18 protein-coding genes and 1 pseudogene are annotated in these 13978 nt (G+C 69.8%); 11 read left to right on the top strand and 8 right to left on the bottom strand.

Features of this window, described 5'->3' with window-relative positions:
• The first annotated feature begins 15 nt into the window (after positions 1-15).
• The gene (locus AC4IJH_RS10190) at positions 16-363 is read left to right on the top strand and encodes an ANTAR domain-containing protein (protein ID WP_490851262.1); all 348 of its coding nucleotides are present in this window, start codon (positions 16-18) and stop codon (positions 361-363) included.
• Between the two features lie 126 nt (positions 364-489).
• Positions 490-795 (top strand): ANTAR domain-containing protein, encoded by a 306-nt coding sequence (locus AC4IJH_RS10185; protein WP_490851261.1) that lies wholly within the window; start codon positions 490-492, stop codon positions 793-795.
• Positions 796-920: 125 nt separating this feature from the next.
• Here AC4IJH_RS10185 and AC4IJH_RS10180 read toward each other — a convergent pair whose 3' ends face one another.
• Together AC4IJH_RS10180 and AC4IJH_RS10175 are read right to left on the bottom strand one after the other, a co-directional pair.
• Positions 921-1523 carry a GNAT family protein gene (locus AC4IJH_RS10180; RefSeq protein WP_490851260.1) on the bottom strand — a complete coding sequence of 201 codons (603 nt, stop codon included), beginning with the start codon at positions 1521-1523 and terminating at the stop codon, positions 921-923.
• Between the two features lie 194 nt (positions 1524-1717).
• Positions 1718-3061 (bottom strand): diacylglycerol/lipid kinase family protein, encoded by a 1344-nt coding sequence (locus AC4IJH_RS10175; protein WP_490851259.1) that lies wholly within the window; start codon positions 3059-3061, stop codon positions 1718-1720.
• A gap of 123 nt (positions 3062-3184) precedes the next feature.
• Between AC4IJH_RS10175 and AC4IJH_RS10170 the strand changes: the two genes are divergently transcribed.
• Entirely contained in the window at positions 3185-4018 is an 834-nt protein-coding gene (locus AC4IJH_RS10170) for a DUF1206 domain-containing protein (RefSeq protein WP_490851258.1), read from the top strand.
• A 233-nt stretch (positions 4019-4251) separates the two neighbouring features.
• Here the strand turns inward: AC4IJH_RS10170 and AC4IJH_RS10165 are convergent, their stop codons facing one another.
• The 4 genes from AC4IJH_RS10165 to AC4IJH_RS10150 form a co-directional block, all read right to left on the bottom strand.
• Positions 4252-4968, bottom strand: a complete 717-nt coding sequence (locus AC4IJH_RS10165) for an ANTAR domain-containing protein (protein WP_490851257.1) — start codon at positions 4966-4968, stop codon at positions 4252-4254.
• Between the two features lie 85 nt (positions 4969-5053).
• Positions 5054-5812 (bottom strand): ANTAR domain-containing protein, encoded by a 759-nt coding sequence (locus AC4IJH_RS10160; RefSeq protein WP_490851256.1) that lies wholly within the window; start codon positions 5810-5812, stop codon positions 5054-5056.
• Complete coding sequence (locus AC4IJH_RS10155) at positions 5812-6477, bottom strand: hypothetical protein (RefSeq protein ID WP_490851255.1); 666 nt, start codon at positions 6475-6477, stop codon at positions 5812-5814. The genes AC4IJH_RS10160 and AC4IJH_RS10155 overlap by 1 nt, the downstream gene beginning before the upstream one ends.
• A complete protein-coding gene (locus AC4IJH_RS10150) occupies positions 6474-6911 on the bottom strand; it encodes an STAS domain-containing protein (RefSeq protein WP_490851254.1) in 438 nt (145 codons plus the stop codon). The genes AC4IJH_RS10155 and AC4IJH_RS10150 overlap by 4 nt, the downstream gene beginning before the upstream one ends.
• Before the next feature lie 401 nt (positions 6912-7312).
• Between AC4IJH_RS10150 and AC4IJH_RS10145 the strand changes: the two genes are divergently transcribed.
• The 6 genes from AC4IJH_RS10145 (at position 7313) to AC4IJH_RS10120 (ending at position 12182) form a co-directional block, all read left to right on the top strand.
• Positions 7313-7849, top strand: coding sequence for an Asp23/Gls24 family envelope stress response protein (locus AC4IJH_RS10145; RefSeq protein WP_490851253.1), 537 nt, complete (start codon positions 7313-7315; stop codon positions 7847-7849).
• 718 nt (positions 7850-8567) lie between these two features.
• Positions 8568-8915, top strand: coding sequence for a MerR family transcriptional regulator (locus AC4IJH_RS10140; protein ID WP_490851252.1), 348 nt, complete (start codon positions 8568-8570; stop codon positions 8913-8915).
• Between the two features lie 311 nt (positions 8916-9226).
• Complete coding sequence (locus AC4IJH_RS10135; protein WP_184739855.1) at positions 9227-9430, top strand: cold-shock protein; 204 nt, start codon at positions 9227-9229, stop codon at positions 9428-9430.
• Between the two features lie 376 nt (positions 9431-9806).
• Positions 9807-11330, top strand: a complete 1524-nt coding sequence (locus tag AC4IJH_RS10130; RefSeq protein WP_490851251.1) for a DEAD/DEAH box helicase — start codon at positions 9807-9809, stop codon at positions 11328-11330.
• Positions 11331-11413: 83 nt separating this feature from the next.
• On the top strand, positions 11414-11812 hold the full coding sequence (locus tag AC4IJH_RS10125; RefSeq protein WP_490851250.1) for a CBS domain-containing protein: 399 nt from the start codon (positions 11414-11416) through the stop codon (positions 11810-11812).
• Between the two features lie 61 nt (positions 11813-11873).
• Complete coding sequence (locus tag AC4IJH_RS10120; protein ID WP_490851249.1) at positions 11874-12182, top strand: SCO5918 family protein; 309 nt, start codon at positions 11874-11876, stop codon at positions 12180-12182.
• A gap of 175 nt (positions 12183-12357) precedes the next feature.
• Here AC4IJH_RS10120 and AC4IJH_RS10115 read toward each other — a convergent pair.
• Together AC4IJH_RS10115 and AC4IJH_RS10110 are read right to left on the bottom strand one after the other, a co-directional pair.
• Positions 12358-12552, bottom strand: a pseudogene (locus AC4IJH_RS10115) (IS110 family transposase); the annotation flags it as partial.
• Between the two features lie 279 nt (positions 12553-12831).
• Positions 12832-13041 (bottom strand): hypothetical protein, encoded by a 210-nt coding sequence (locus tag AC4IJH_RS10110; RefSeq protein ID WP_490851248.1) that lies wholly within the window; start codon positions 13039-13041, stop codon positions 12832-12834.
• 162 nt (positions 13042-13203) lie between these two features.
• Here AC4IJH_RS10110 and AC4IJH_RS10105 point away from each other — a divergent pair, with 162 nt between their 5' ends.
• A complete protein-coding gene (locus tag AC4IJH_RS10105; RefSeq protein ID WP_490851247.1) occupies positions 13204-13458 on the top strand; it encodes a hypothetical protein in 255 nt (84 codons plus the stop codon).
• Complete coding sequence (locus AC4IJH_RS10100; RefSeq protein WP_490851246.1) at positions 13430-13966, top strand: DUF6879 family protein; 537 nt, start codon at positions 13430-13432, stop codon at positions 13964-13966. The genes AC4IJH_RS10105 and AC4IJH_RS10100 overlap by 29 nt, the downstream gene beginning before the upstream one ends.
• Positions 13967-13978 lie beyond the last annotated feature (12 nt).

The raw sequence follows: 13978 nt of genomic DNA, 5'->3' as shown, positions 1-13978 counted from the left end.
AGGGAGGCGGACGGTATGCGCCAGACGATCCAGGAGTGGTGGGATCTGGTGGCGGTGGCGTCGGTGGAAGACGCCGCTCTGGCCGCCGACGATCTCCGGTTGCGGGCCGAGAACGTGCGGTTGCGGCGGTCCCTCGCCAGCCGCCCGGTGATCGACCAGGCGTGCGGCATGGCGATGGCCCTGGTCCCCTGCACCCGTGCGGAAGCCCGCAGCCTGCTGATGGGGGTGTCCCGGCACTGCGAGGTCACACTCCGCGACGTGGCCGTGGCCCTGGTCGCCACCACGCAGGGCCGGACGCTCTCCGAGGAGATGCAACGCGAAGTACGCCGTGCCGTACGCCGCTCTCGCGCGGCACACCGGTGACGACGCTCCCGCCGGCCGGACGAGTCGCCCGGAAGGGGAAAGCCAGGGCTCTCGTCACTGCGTTGTGAGGTACGGACCATGCACCCAGCGACCACCCCGCACGCGGAGCAGCGGACACTGACGGCTGTGACTCCGGCAGCGGACGCGGCTCTTGTTGCCGAGGTCCTCGCACTGCGTTCCGAGAATGAGCAGTTGGTCAGGGCGCTGTCGAGCCGTGCGGTGATCGACCAGGCGCGCGGCATGGTGATGGCCCTGGCACCGTGTTCCAGTGAGTGTGCCTGGGGGCTGCTGGTGGACGTATCGCAGCATTGCAATGTCAAACTCCGCTACGTGGCCGCGGCCCTGGTCGCCACGACAAGGGACGAGCCGCTTCCCGCGCAGCTGCGGCGCGAGCTGCGCCGCGCGCTGAGACGCCTTCGCGACCGGCGGTGACGGCTCGCGCGCCCAGTGGACGGCGCCGGGGCTGTGGCCTCAACTCTCCGGCGCCTTCACCCGGGTCAGCCGTCGGACGCCCGCCCGGGTGGACCACGAGCTCCGCGCCCGGCCGACGCGGGTGGCTATTGGGGCCGTTGGGTCCGGTCGTTGTGGGCGAGGCCGTCCGGATGCTCCGTCGTGCGTTCTCCCAGGGGAAGGACCATGACCTGCAGGGCCGTTGGACCGGGCGGCTGCCGGTGCACCTGTCCGACCTCCTGCCAGCCCCAGGCCTGGAAGGCCGCACAGACCGTGCGGTTGGACTGATCCACCAAAGTGGCGCCGAGGGACGCATGGTGGTCGGCGAGCAGGCGCTCCTGGAGACGGCGGGCCAGGCCGCGGGCGGGCTGGTGCGGGTGGACGACGGTTTCGGTGATCGCGAAGAGATGCCCGGAAGCGGTCAGTTGCTCGATGTTGCGTGGGAGCGGCCCGTCGAACCCCTGCCACCAGGAGCCGTCGCGCGGCACCGGGAATCCGAAGGCGCATCCGGCCAGCGTCTTCGCCTCGGCGATCATCATGTCGAATCCCGGCAGCCGTACGTCATGCGCCAGGCGCTGCAAGAACGCCTCCCGGCCGCGGAACTCCTCACCGGAGACGCTCTTGGTGGACTCCACGTACAGGTCCGCCAGGTCCTCCCGCAGGTCCTCGGCCTGCCAGCGGTTCAGTCGGCGAAGCCGTACGGTGTCCATGGCGGACGGCTCTGAGCCCTCGGGCCGGTGTGGGTGCTGCGAAGAGCGCATAGGAAGCCTCGGTTCGGGAGACCGGGAAGATGTGCGGGACAGGCGCCGTGCTCAACTGCCAATGTACTGCGGGGATCTGGGACATCTACCCCGGAACCCAGCCCCGGACCGGCGCTGTGGTGCCGTCTGCTGGTGGCGCGAGATCACTGTGGCGCAGGCAGATAGACGGTGAGTGCGCGGATCTTCTTGTCGAGGACGAGGGTGTCGCAGGCGGGGCTCACTTCGCCGTCGCGGGTGTAGTCGCCTGTCTTTCCCACGCCGTCGATCCGCAGTCGTACCGCGGTGGTCTCCTGGTAGACGCGGGAGCGGGCGAGGGTGCCGGTGAGGAAGGCCGCGACGAGGCGGGTGCGGGCGAAGGGGTGCTTCCCGTCGACGATGCGGATGTCGAGGAGTCCGTCGTCGAGGGTCGGGCGGTAGGAGGGGGCGAAGCCGGGCGGGTCGTAGCGGCTGTTGCCGGCGAACAGCAGCCACAGCCGCCGGGGCTGTCGGTCGATGGTGACGCTGATGGGGGTGCCGTCGGCCAGGACGCGGAGCAGGCCGACGGCGAGTGCGGGCCACTTGCCGAGGGATGTTTCGCGGGCTTCGCGGGCCCGGACGAGTTCGGGGTAGACACCGATGCTGAAGGTGTTGAGGAAGTAGGTGGTGGTGCCGTCGCCGGTGATCCGGCCGAGGTCGACGGCTCCGCCGCGGCCCGCCTCCACCGCGTCCGCGGCGTCCTTCAAGGTCGGCAGTCCGAGGTCGGCGGCGAAGTGGTTGAGGGTGCCGCCGGGGAACACCGCGAGCGGCAGGCGGCTGTCGGCGGCCAGCACGGCCGCCGCGTTGACCGTGCCGTCTCCCCCGACCACGCCGAGCGCGCCGCCGCGTGCCTGTACCTGCGCGGCGGACTGCCGCAGCACGGTGTGCAGGTCCTCGCCTGCTTCGCACAGCCGCACGTCCGCTTTGGGCAGCAGGGACCGCAGTTCGACTTCGGCCGGGACCTCGCCGCCGGCGTCGCTGTTGACGACCACGACCAGCCCCTCACCGGACGGAAGGGCGGGGACCGGGACCTTGGGCCGGGCGCTGTCGGCAGGCTCGTCGCGGCGCAGCGGCCACCAGCGGCAGGTGACCGCCGCGACCCCCACGCCGAACGCGACGTCCACCAGCACGCGGCCGGACGAGTGCGCTCCCGCACGGAGACGGGAGACGGCGACGCCCGCAGCAACGGGGATGAGGGCCGCTCCCAGCCGGGGCGACTCCAAGGTGGCAGCCGTCGCGATGGCTGCGGCACCGACGGTGCGGTGCGAGGACGCCGTCCCCCTCGGCGGATGCCGAAGTGGTCGGCGGCTGTCGAGCATCTTGGTGGCGACCTGGATGGCGGCGGAGGCCAGAGCCAGCGAGCCGCTGCCGCGCATGGCCGCCCGGCGCGCGCGGCGGCTGCCGGTCATGCCCCTCGCGGCCAACGAGGCGAGCGTCGTACGTTCGCCGAGCCGCGGTTCCTGGGTTCGCATGCACGCCGGGTACCCCCATCGGTGGTGAACAGACCGCTGGCCCGCACAGCGCATCAGACCTCCGCACGGGGGCACTCGTGGGCCGGGCGCGCACCGCGCGCCCCGTGCTGTGGGGAGGACCTTGTGACGTCGGATCAAGCACAGGGCAGCGGCCGGGGTGCGGGCTCTGCCGCCCGGTCCGCCGAGAAGGAGACACTGACCGCCGCCGGCCGGGCCGGCTTCGTCGCGCGCGGTGTCGTGTACGTCCTCATCGGCGCCCTGGCGATTCAGATGGCCCTGGGCAGCGGCGGGGAGTCGGCGGACCGCCAGGGGGCGCTGGACCAGGTCGCGGAGCAGCCCTTCGGGAAGGTGATGCTGTGGGCGCTGGTCGTCGGCTTCGGCTGCATGGCACTGTGGCGGGCCTCCCGCGCGGTGCGCAGCAGGGGACCCAAGCGCAAGGTCCCCTCGCGGCTCCTCGACGGTGGACGGGCGATCTTCTACGCGGCGCTCTGCTGGGCAACCGCCGCGTTCGCCGCAGGCGGTGGCCAGGGCTCCAGCGGTAACGCGAAGTCGCAGGACTGGACGGCGTCGGTGCTGAAGCTGTCGTACGGCCAAGTGCTGGTGGGGGCCGCAGGCTGCCTGCTGATCGGCATCGGCGCGGTGCTCGCGGTACGGGCGGCGATGCGCAAATTCCTTCGGCAGCTGGATCTCGGCGCGATGAGCCACCGCACCCGGCAGATCGTCACCGGCCTGGGAGTGGGTGGGGGCGTGGCGCGCGGCATGGTGTTCGCCGCGGCCGGCGTCTTCGTCCTGATCGCAGCCATCCAGTTCGACGCGAACGAGGCCAAGGGCGTGGACGCCACGCTCCGCAGCTTCGCGCACACCCCGGCGGGCCCGTGGCTCCTGATCGCCGTCGCGATCGGCCTGATCCTCTTCGGCGCCTTCTCCTTCGCCTCCGCGCGCTGGCGCCGCCTGTGAACAAGGGCCTCAACGTGCGCCGACGCGGGAGCGCATGAGCCCGTAGGAGCCCTCTCCCCCGGCGATGCACCGGTTCGACGTTCCCCGCAGCAGGCCGCACCGGGCGGGAAGACAGATCCGTCCGTGCTCGTACCGGGAGCCACCATGCGGGGCGGCTCGGCCCACGACGCGTCAACCAGAACGGTCCTCTGAGCACGCTGGCGATGCCCGTGGCAGCCGACGCTCTTTGTGGGTCAGGGCGCCAGGCCGGCGAAGGGCTCGGTGTCGTCGATGAAGGCGCGGGCCACGTCGGACAGGCGGCGGTTGTGGGCGCGGGCGTAGCTGCGCAGGGCGGTGAAGGCCTGCTCCATGTCGATGCCGTGGCGTTCGGAGAGTTTGCCCTTGGCCTGTTCGATCAGTACGCGGCTGTTCAGCGCGGTCTGCAGTTGCTCGTTGAGGGCCGTGGCGCGGTGCGTGGTGCGCTGTTGCAGGAGGCTGATGGTGGCGACGTCGGCCAGGGCCTGGGCGATGGGCGTGCCCGCCGGGTCGAAGGGGCCGGGAGCGTTCCGGAAGAGGTTCAGGGCACCGACGATCTCGTCCCGCAGGCGCATGGGCAGGGCCTGGACCGCGCCGAAGCCGTGGAGTTGGGCCTGGGCGGCGAAGCGGGGCCAGTGGGCGGCCTCCACACGCAGGTCGGGGGCGGCCACCGGCGTCCCGGTGCGGTAGCAGTCCAGGCAGGGGCCTTCGTCGTTCTGGAGCTGGAAGAGTTCCAGCAGGCGTACCTGCTCGTTGGAGGCGGCCATCACCCGCAGTTCACCGTCGCGGTCCGCGAGCAGCACGCCGGCGGCGCTCGCCCCGAGCATCCCCACACAGCGGTCGGTCAGCAGGCGCAGGAAGTCGATCACGTCGAAGTCGGCAACCAAGGTGTCCGTCAGCTCGACGAAGGTCTTGGCCAGGAGTTGCTCATCCATCGTCCACACCCTCTATCGAGACTAGCCCTGCCGGAACCGGGCGGGAAGTGCGGCACAGCATGCGCCCCCGGACCGGGCGAGGGCATCAGGTGTCCTCGCCGTTCTGGGTCGGCTCGGCGCCGTGCGAGAAGCGGAGCCGGCGGGCCACTACGTCGGCGGCCACGGCGGTGAGGCGGCGCCCGTGGGCATAGGCGTGGGCGCGCATCCGGACGAAGGCTTCTTCGACGCCGACGCCGAGTTGGACGGAGAGCATGCCGGTGGCCTGGGAGATCTCCGCCCGGTATCCGCCCAGGTCCTCGACGTGTCCCTTCGCTGCGCCGTCAGCGGGTGGCTCGCCTGTCTCGTCGATGCGCGCGTCGAGCAGGACCAGCGTCGCGAGATCGGCGAAGGCCAGTGCGTCGGCCAGTTCCTCCGCGTCCAACCGGACCGGGACCTGGGCGTACAGGTCCAGAACCCCGGGGCTGATCGCCCCGATCTGCAAGGGGAGCGAGAAGAGGGCGAGCGCTCCGGCCTCCAGGGCCGCGTCGGCGAACGCGGGCCAGCAGTCCTGCAGTTCGCCTTTGCGCAGATCGGACGTCAGCACCGCCGAGCTGTGCGTGTAGGCGTCCACACACGGCCCCTCGCCCAGCGTGAGCTGCAGCTCTTCCAGTTGCTCGCTGATGTCGTCGGTGCTGCACAGCGGATGGCTCGCGGCGGTCCGGGACATCGCCGAGATCCCCGCTCCGCCGACCGGCAGCCCGGCCACCGCCGCCGTACACACATCCACCACCCCGACCCGGGCGCCACGCCGGGCCGCCTGTTGAGCGGCCAGCACCAGGATCCGGGACGACCGGCTGTCGGGCATCACCCGGGCCACCGCGTCCAGGCGTGGTGAGCAAGTCCCTCCAGCCTCGCCACGGTTCGCTCTCCCTGGGGAAGCACCAGTACGCGGAACACCGTGGGGCCGTCGGGCCGCCAGCTCTCTCCCATGTCCTGCCAGCCCCAGGAGCGGAGGGCGTCGAGGGAGGGGTGATCGGCCTGGTCCACCAAGGTGGTGCCGAGCGTCGCCTGATGGTCGCTCAGCAGCCGCGCCTGCAGACGGCGGGCCAGGTCCTGCTCCTGGGGTTGCGGGCGGATCAGGATGTTGGTGATCGCGAAAACGCTGCCGGACTCGGTGAGTTGCTCGATGCTGCGCGGCAGCGCGCCGTCGAAGCCGCGCCACCAGGAGCCGTCGCTGCGCACCGGGAATCCGAAGGCGCATCCCACCAGGCCGTCCGTCTCCGCGATCACCATGGCGAACCCCGGCCGCCGGACGTCACCGGCGAGACGGTTCAGGAAGTCCTCCCGGTTGTGGCGGCGGTACTCCTCGCTGGGCTCCAGTGCGCAGGACTCCACGTACAGGTCCGCCAGGTCCTCGAGCAGATCCTCCACCAGCCAGCGGTTTACCCGGCGCAGCCGTATCGCCCTCACGCCGGGCGGCCCGTCGCCCACGGGCTTGTGCGGCTGCCCGCGCCGGGGCCAGGACGTCACAGCACACCACCCGAAGCAGCGGGGACGGCCGGAACGAGCCGATGCAACGTCTCGGAGCACGCCAGGGGGAACGGGGCCGGGACGGTGGTAGGGAGGGCGGCCGGTCCGGGGACGGCCGACGGTGCCATGAGCAAGAAGCCGGAACGGGTGCGCTCGATCATCCAGGCCAGCATGGGAGGCGGGTAATGCAGCTGCAGCGTCCCTCCGGCTGCGGTGGTGCGCCGGAACGCCTCGATGAAGGCGTTGAGACCGCAGCAGTCGCAGAAGGTGACAGGGGTGAGGTCGACGTCGATGGTGCGTACGCCATCGCACAGGCACCGCTGAAGGGTGGCGCGCATCAGCGGCACCGTCCCCGGATCGATCTCGCCGGCGAGGGTGACCAGGGACCGGGTCCTTCTGTCGTGCCGGTAGACGTTCAACTGCGGTAGGGACATGACGCCTCGGTTCCATAGCCTGCCGGGCAGAGCACGGGTGGGGCCCAACTCCTGGGCCCTCTCGGGACGCTCCCGGCAGAGGCATACATTCGGCAGAGGCAGGCGAACCGGCGGTCCGGCAGCTTGTCCACCAGGACAAGGGAACCGCTCAGTTCCCTCCAGGGGATGCACCGGGCGACCGGACGAAGGGGTCCGTTCCCCGCGGTCATCTGTGTCGAGCAACAACAGGTCCGCCGGGGTCCAGGACGTCCGTACCTCAGGATAGTCCCCATCCCGCACCAGAGGCGGCCGGGAGCCGCTCGGTCTCAGGGGCTGGACGCCGACGGGAAGTCGGCGGCACCTGGCGTGCATATCCGCTGTGCCACAAGGTACTTGGAGGCCGGTACGGATTACGGCGACCCATGGTCGTTCTGCGTACGAGAGTCCGTGAACCCCCAAGGAGGTGGCTTCGCGTGACGGAGCCGATCAGCCAGCCCCAGCACCAGACGCGACCCGACCAGCCCCACACCGCCGTCGGCGCGAAGCTGCGGACCGGAGCGAGGGAGTCGGCGGCGACCCGCGGCAAGACGACCGTCGCGGACGGAGTCGTGGAGAAAATAGCCGGGATCGCCGCAGGTGAAGTACCCGGAATCCATGCGCTGGGCGGCGGGTTCAGCCGCGCCATGGGCGCGATGCGCGACCGCGTCCCCGGCGGTCGCTCCAGCACAGGACGCGGCGTCAAGGTCGAGGTCGGCGAGAAGCAGACCGCCATCGACCTGGAGGTGGTGGTCGAATACGGCGTCAGCATCACCGAGGTCGCCGCGGACGTACGCGAGAACGTGATCGCGGCCGTGGAGCGGATGACAGGTCTCGAGGTCGTCGAAGTGAACCTCTCCGTGAACGACGTGCACTTGCCGGAGGAGGACACGGCAGAGACCGGCGAGGACCGGGTCCAGTAGCACCACGCTCCTGGATCAGCGCAGCCGCACGCCTCGTCTTCCGGTGTACGGGGGCCTCGGCCACAGGTTCGACAGCTCCAGCATCGCCGCCTGGACGCGGCGGGATGGATGCCGCCTGCCGCCGACCCGCCCGAGGCCACCCGTTCGAGTGGTGTTCCCGCCGGTTTTCCGGATGCACTCCGAGCCCGTCGCCGTCGCCGCAGGCGCGCAGGGCCAGAGAAAACCTCTCCCCACACCCGAGAAATATCTACCTTGGCCGCAGTAGACATTTACGGGCCCCGTGGCTAGAGTTACTGTCGTAGCCAACGAGGTCAGCAAGGCGCGGCAGAGACGAACTGGCGCGAGCAGTACACGGCACGGCAGCGGAGTCCTGAGGGCCAGGAAATGCAGGAAGGCCCCACGACTGGCTGCCGGACCGGCCGGCCCCAGGGGTCGGCGCGCAGTACCGATGCAGTACCAGCCGGAAGAGATCAGTAAGAGAGGAGTGGACGCCATCAGGATCGCCTGAGCGAAGATCCCATTCGCTCGGGTACCGCAGGCCCCGGATTGGAAGGTGGTCCCCGGTCACGCATCCGCGATCCCCGCAGTTCCCGCCTCCAGGGCGGATATGCGGATACAGAAAACCGGCGCACGGCGCCGGTAGATGGTGTTGAAACCCCTCGGGGCCCCGGTGCCGCACGGCACTGGGGCCCCTCGACGCGTCCCAGAAGAGGTGCAAATGCCCCCAGAAACCCAGCCGCACGTCCCCGACCGGTTCGACGATGACGACTACCCCGCCTACACCATGGGCCGAGCCGCGGAGATGATCGGCGCCACGCCCGGCTTCCTCCGGGCGATCGGTGAAGCCCGCCTGATCACCCCGCTGCGGTCCGAGGGCGGCCACCGCCGTTACTCCCGCTACCAACTGCGCATCGCCGCGCGCGCACGTGAACTGGTCGACCAGGGCACGCCGATCGACGCTGCCTGCCGCATCGTCATCCTCGAGGACCAGCTCGAGGAGGCACTGCGTGTCAACGACGAACTGCGCCGCCCCGGCGCCGGCTCCGGCGGGAGCGGCGCGTCCTGAAGCCGCCGCCGCGCCCCGGGCGATCGAATATCTATTGCCGCAAGGACAGGATTTCGCGCAATGCCCGGTGAGGGTTTATGACCTGGCGGGCACGAGCGATATGAGTTTCCGCGCAGGGCCGCCTGTGCCGTGCTACGGTTGATCTCAGTTGCAGTTGTGGTTCCCAAAGATTTCAAGTGCTCTTGATCGGCTTTCTGTGCCGAACGGGTGCGCTTTGTATTTCCGGTGCTTTTCCGGACGGGGTAATCATCACCGCGATGTGGGGCTCGCACAGTGTGAGTCCCCGGGCACAGCCCCGAAGGAGATATGACATGGCTACTGGCACCGTGAAGTGGTTCAACGCGGAAAAGGGCTTCGGCTTCATCGAGCAGGAGGGTGGCGGCGCCGACGTCTTCGCCCACTACTCGAACATCGCCACCCAGGGCTTCCGCGAGCTGCAGGAAGGCCAGAAGGTGAACTTCGACGTCACGCAGGGCCAGAAGGGCCCGCAGGCGGAGAACATCGTTCCCGCCTGACGCCTGGGCGTACTGCGAAGCTGGGGCCCGCACCTTGGGGTGCGGGCCCCAGCTCGCTGCTTTTCAGGGTCTGCCCGGCGCGTGACGACGCCTCCATGCGCGGCGACCGGAAATTCCCTCCATTCACATGGCATGGCGGATGCTTTGCCCATGATTCCGGCAGCCGGTCACCGACTCGCCAGAATTCCCGTAATACGAGATCCCGGCCGTTGTGCCCGTCGTATCTCATTCTCATTCAATTCGATGCACCGGTCACGCTGATTACCGTCACCCGGACCGCTCGTGCGTCATTTATTCGGCTCGTTCTTGCGGTTCTCTGCGCCCCTCATGGCCGCCGGGAATTCCTCGATACGTGCCGCATCGAGGAAGGTTCTGCATGAACCGCACAGCTCGTTCGAACGACCGGAACTCCCGTACGCACAGGGGCAGCTCCGCCGGCTCCCGCAAGGGTGGCGGCTTCGCCCCCCGGTCCGGCGGCCCGGGCGCTCGCGGCCGTACCGGTGGCCACGGCCGCCGCACCGCCGCGCCGCAGGGGGAGTTCTCACCCCCCGTCACCGTCACTCCGGCCCTGCCCGCCGTGGCCGCGTTCGCCGATCTGGACATGCCCGCTCCCCTCCTGGCGGCGCTGACCGCCGCGGGCGTGACCGTACCGTTCCCCATCCAGGCGGCCACGCTGCCGAACTCGCTCGCCGGGCGGGATGTCCTGGGGCGCGGGCGGACCGGTTCCGGCAAGACGCTGGCATTCGGTCTGGCGCTGCTGGCCCGTACCGCGGGCCGGCGCGCCGAGCCGCGGCAGCCGCTGGCCCTGGTGCTGGTTCCCACCCGGGAACTGGCCCAGCAGGTCACCGACGCGCTCACTGCGTATGCGCGGTCGCTGAAGCTGCGGCTGGCCACCGTGGTCGGCGGGATGTCGATCGGCCGGCAGGCCGGCGTGCTGCGCGGTGGCGCCGAAGTGCTCGTCGCCACACCGGGCCGTCTCAAGGACCTCCTGCAGCGTGGTGACTGCCGGCTGGACCAGGTGGAGATCACGGTGCTGGACGAGGCCGACCAGATGGCCGATATGGGCTTCATGCCGCAGGTCACCGAGTTGCTGGACCAGGTGCGTCCCGGCGGCCAGCGGATGCTGTTCTCGGCCACCCTGGACCGCAATGTCGACCTCCTGGTCCGGCGCTATCTGCACGACCCGGTGGTCCATTCCGTCGACCCGTCGGCGGGCGCGGTGACCACGATGGAGCACCACGTGCTGCATGTGCACAGCGCCGACAAGTACGCCACCACCACCGAGATCGCGGCCCGCGACGGCCGGGTGATCATGTTCCTGGATACCAAGCACGCGGTGGACCAGCTGACCAAGCACCTGCTGAAGAGCGGGGTACGGGCCGCTGCGCTGCACGGCGGCAAGTCCCAGCCCCAGCGCACCCGCACCCTCGACCGGTTCAAGAACGGCCATGTCACGGTGCTGGTGGCCACCAACGTCGCGGCGCGCGGCATTCATGTCGACAACCTCGACCTGGTGGTCAACGTCGATCCGCCCAGTGACCACAAGGACTACCTCCACCGTGGCGGCCGTACCGCCCGGGCCGGCGAGTCCGGCAGCGTGGTCACCCTGGTCCTGCCCAACCAGCGCCGCGACATGGCGCGCCTGATGGCCGACGCCCGCATCACCCCGCAGATCACTCAGGTCCGCTCCGGCGAGGCCGAACTGAGCCGCATCACCGGCGCCCAGGCCCCCTCCGGCATCCCGGTCACCGTCGCCGACACCGCACCGGTCGCAGAGCGCGCCAAGCGCAAGGCTTCCGCGGCCCGCGGCCGGGCCGGCCGGACACGCCGCGCCTCCGCTGCCTCCCGCACACGTACGGGCACGTCGCAGCGCCGGCCCTCGCTCGGCAACGCCGCGTAGACCCCGGCCGGACGGTGGCACCCGGCAAGCTGACCCACCGAACACGAAGGTGTGCCTTGACGCCGACACACGGAAGGTGTGCCTTGACGCCGACACAGAGAACGCCGTGGCGGACGGCCCGCACCGGGCCGACCGCCGGCAACGCCATGACCTCGCCCGGGCCGCAGGTGGGTGAGGACATGGCCGTGGACCTGGCCCTGTCCGTCCTCCTGGGCGCACGCGTGGGGCACCTGCTCGTCCGCGACGAGGACGGCAGATGCGTCGGCCTGGTCACCCGGGACCAGCTCGCCGCCCACCGCAGCGGCTCCTGGTACTCCGAGCACACCCGCCTGCGCGACATCGGCCACGACCGGGGACCGTTCACCTCCTCCGCGACACCGGTGCGCGACGCCGAACGCGCCATGCGGGACCGGAACCTCGGTGCCTCACCCGTGATCGACGAAGACGGGTACCCCCTGGGCATCCTCGCCCTCTCCAGCTGAACCCCTCCCGGGCCGGCGGCCCCTTGCCCGCCGGCCCGCCCTTCGACCCTGCCGAGGCACTATGCGCTGCGTCATCGCCCGTTTCCCCTTCGACCTGTTCAAGAGTGAGGTGCAGCAGGCCATGAAGGGCATCAAGCCCGAATCCGTCACGGGGGAATCCGTACTGATCGGGCGTCACCACTACCCCGTCAAGCAAGTCGGCGAAGTAATCACCGGCCAGGACCGCCGTGACTTCTCCGTCGGTGAAGTGACCCGGGCACTCACCCGCCTCGGCTTCACCTGCCGGGGCGGCTCCGCACACCCCCCTGCCGCTGCCCTCACCCCACTCGAAACCGCGTCGGCGCTGCTCGGCACACCGGTACGCGGATAACCGAGCGGGCACCGAAGTTGGCGAGGCCGCGCTTGAGGTGCGATCAGGCGCCGTCGGTGGGTTGAGGTCGGGGCGTACGGAGGCAGCTACGCGAGCGTGAGCCGGGAGGCGCGGTGGGCAAAGCCGGTCGTCCGGCGGCTGCGGTGACTGCCCAGGTTGATGCCGCTGTGTTGCGTCAACCGGTTGCGGGCCGTGGAAGCAGTCCGGCGATGATGTGCCGGTAGTTTTCCCGGGCGACGTAGCGTCTCAGGCCGCGGATGATTTCTCGTTTGGACTTGCCCTCCGCGGTGCGCCGCTTCAGGTAGCTGGTCCTGGTGCGTTCCTCCACCCGCAGGCGAGTGAGCACAACTCGGTGGAGCGCTGCATTGGCCGGGCACACCGGCGACATGCAGTGACACCATTGCCTCCCAACGTAATCAGCGATCTGCTCATCTCCGTACGGCAGACGCGTAGGGGCGTGCACACGACGCACCGCTTCGACGGTCGTGGCAAGCGCAGTCGCAACGGGCCACCAGCAAGATTCCGTTCGAGTGGGGCAGCGGCACGTCTTCGGTCTGGCGGCACTGTCGGTGCAGTTCCTCGTAGCCCGGCTGCCGGGCAAGCGTGCACTCGGCCGACAGCATCACTTCGTCGGACGCAGTCGGGGCACTCATCGCGAAGCGCCTGCGGCGCGTCCGATCGCCTGGTGGTGGCGCATCTCCACGTTGAGATCAGAGACCTTGCTCATGTCACCGTCCCGCCGCGCCTCCGCGCGCTCCCGGGCCAGCGCGCCGTACACGTCGCAGCCTTCAATAGGCACTGGTTCGAAGCCCGGAAGGGACAGATGGACCGAGCAGCTCGTCGTCGTCATGGCGTCCATGCCTCGACGCTAGGAAGATCCCACTCCAGCAAGCTACGAACTTGCATCACCTTGCACGCCAATTCTCCCTGCAGGGTGCGCCATTGACGTGGTTCCAGCAGGCGAGGACGCTGTTATGCAAGCACGAGCAAGTCCGTGGACACAGGAGATCAGGAGGTCATCATGACCATTGAGCTGGTCGGGATCGACCCCGACACCGACCGCGACCACTGTCCTACCGTGTGGGCGGACCCCGAGGCACAAGAAATCCTGCTGCAGGGCTGGAAGCCGGACGCCACAACACAGGCCCTCTGCGAGTCGACCAGCCCGGCGAACGGCTCCGTGCCGGAGACCGAAGCGATCATCCGCGTCCCGGCCCGGATGGTCCGGATGATCAGGGAGGCCTGCGATGCCGTCGAGCGTGCCGCCGCTCGTTGATCCGTACGGCAGCTTCGCTGACCTGCTGGGCAGCTGTGATCACTCTGCCGTCCACCTGGAGATGCGTGACGTATACGCACCGACCGAGCGCTTCGAGGCATGGAAGCGCGGCGAGCGAATCAACTGGGAGGACCGCGCCTCCTGGTGGGACTCCTACCTCCAGACGATCGAGGACACGGTCAACCGGGACGTTGTAATCCGCCGGGCGCGTGTCGTCTCGGAGCCGGTAAGCGAGTACATCCGCTGGGAGCACTACGTGGCCCAGGAGTTGATCGAGGCAGGGGAACAGGTCCGCTGGCTGCCCCGCCGGGCCACGACGGATCTCTCCCTGCCCGGCAACGACTTCTGGCTCTTCGACAATCGCCTGGCGCGCATCCACCACTTCGACGGCAACGGCACCGTGGTCAACGACGAGTTCACCGAGGACCCCGCACTGATCAAGTACCTTGCCGCCGCCTTCGAGGCGGTCTGGGAGCGCGCGATCCCACACGATCGGTACACCGTCTGACAGCAGCCAGCT

Source organism: Streptomyces sp. UF-297, from assembly GCF_058245575.1.
Note: the sequence above shows the minus strand (reverse complement) of the source record. Positions and strands in the feature narration are given on the sequence as shown.

Coding starts and splice junctions, on each gene's coding strand:
- AC4IJH_RS10190 (WP_490851262.1), top strand. CDS start 16: ATGCGCCAGACGATCCAGGAGTGGTGGGATCTGGTGGCGGTGGCGTCG.
- AC4IJH_RS10180 (WP_490851260.1), bottom strand. CDS start 1,523: ATGGACACCGTACGGCTTCGCCGACTGAACCGCTGGCAGGCCGAGGAC.
- AC4IJH_RS10175 (WP_490851259.1), bottom strand. CDS start 3,061: ATGCGAACCCAGGAACCGCGGCTCGGCGAACGTACGACGCTCGCCTCG.
- AC4IJH_RS10165 (WP_490851257.1), bottom strand. CDS start 4,968: ATGGATGAGCAACTCCTGGCCAAGACCTTCGTCGAGCTGACGGACACC.
- AC4IJH_RS10160 (WP_490851256.1), bottom strand. CDS start 5,812: ATGCCCGACAGCCGGTCGTCCCGGATCCTGGTGCTGGCCGCTCAACAG.
- AC4IJH_RS10150 (WP_490851254.1), bottom strand. CDS start 6,911: ATGTCCCTACCGCAGTTGAACGTCTACCGGCACGACAGAAGGACCCGG.
- AC4IJH_RS10145 (WP_490851253.1), top strand. CDS start 7,313: ATGGTCGTTCTGCGTACGAGAGTCCGTGAACCCCCAAGGAGGTGGCTT.
- AC4IJH_RS10140 (WP_490851252.1), top strand. CDS start 8,568: ATGCCCCCAGAAACCCAGCCGCACGTCCCCGACCGGTTCGACGATGAC.
- AC4IJH_RS10135 (WP_184739855.1), top strand. CDS start 9,227: ATGGCTACTGGCACCGTGAAGTGGTTCAACGCGGAAAAGGGCTTCGGC.
- AC4IJH_RS10130 (WP_490851251.1), top strand. CDS start 9,807: ATGAACCGCACAGCTCGTTCGAACGACCGGAACTCCCGTACGCACAGG.
- AC4IJH_RS10120 (WP_490851249.1), top strand. CDS start 11,874: ATGCGCTGCGTCATCGCCCGTTTCCCCTTCGACCTGTTCAAGAGTGAG.
- AC4IJH_RS10110 (WP_490851248.1), bottom strand. CDS start 13,041: ATGGACGCCATGACGACGACGAGCTGCTCGGTCCATCTGTCCCTTCCG.
- AC4IJH_RS10105 (WP_490851247.1), top strand. CDS start 13,204: ATGACCATTGAGCTGGTCGGGATCGACCCCGACACCGACCGCGACCAC.
- AC4IJH_RS10100 (WP_490851246.1), top strand. CDS start 13,430: ATGCCGTCGAGCGTGCCGCCGCTCGTTGATCCGTACGGCAGCTTCGCT.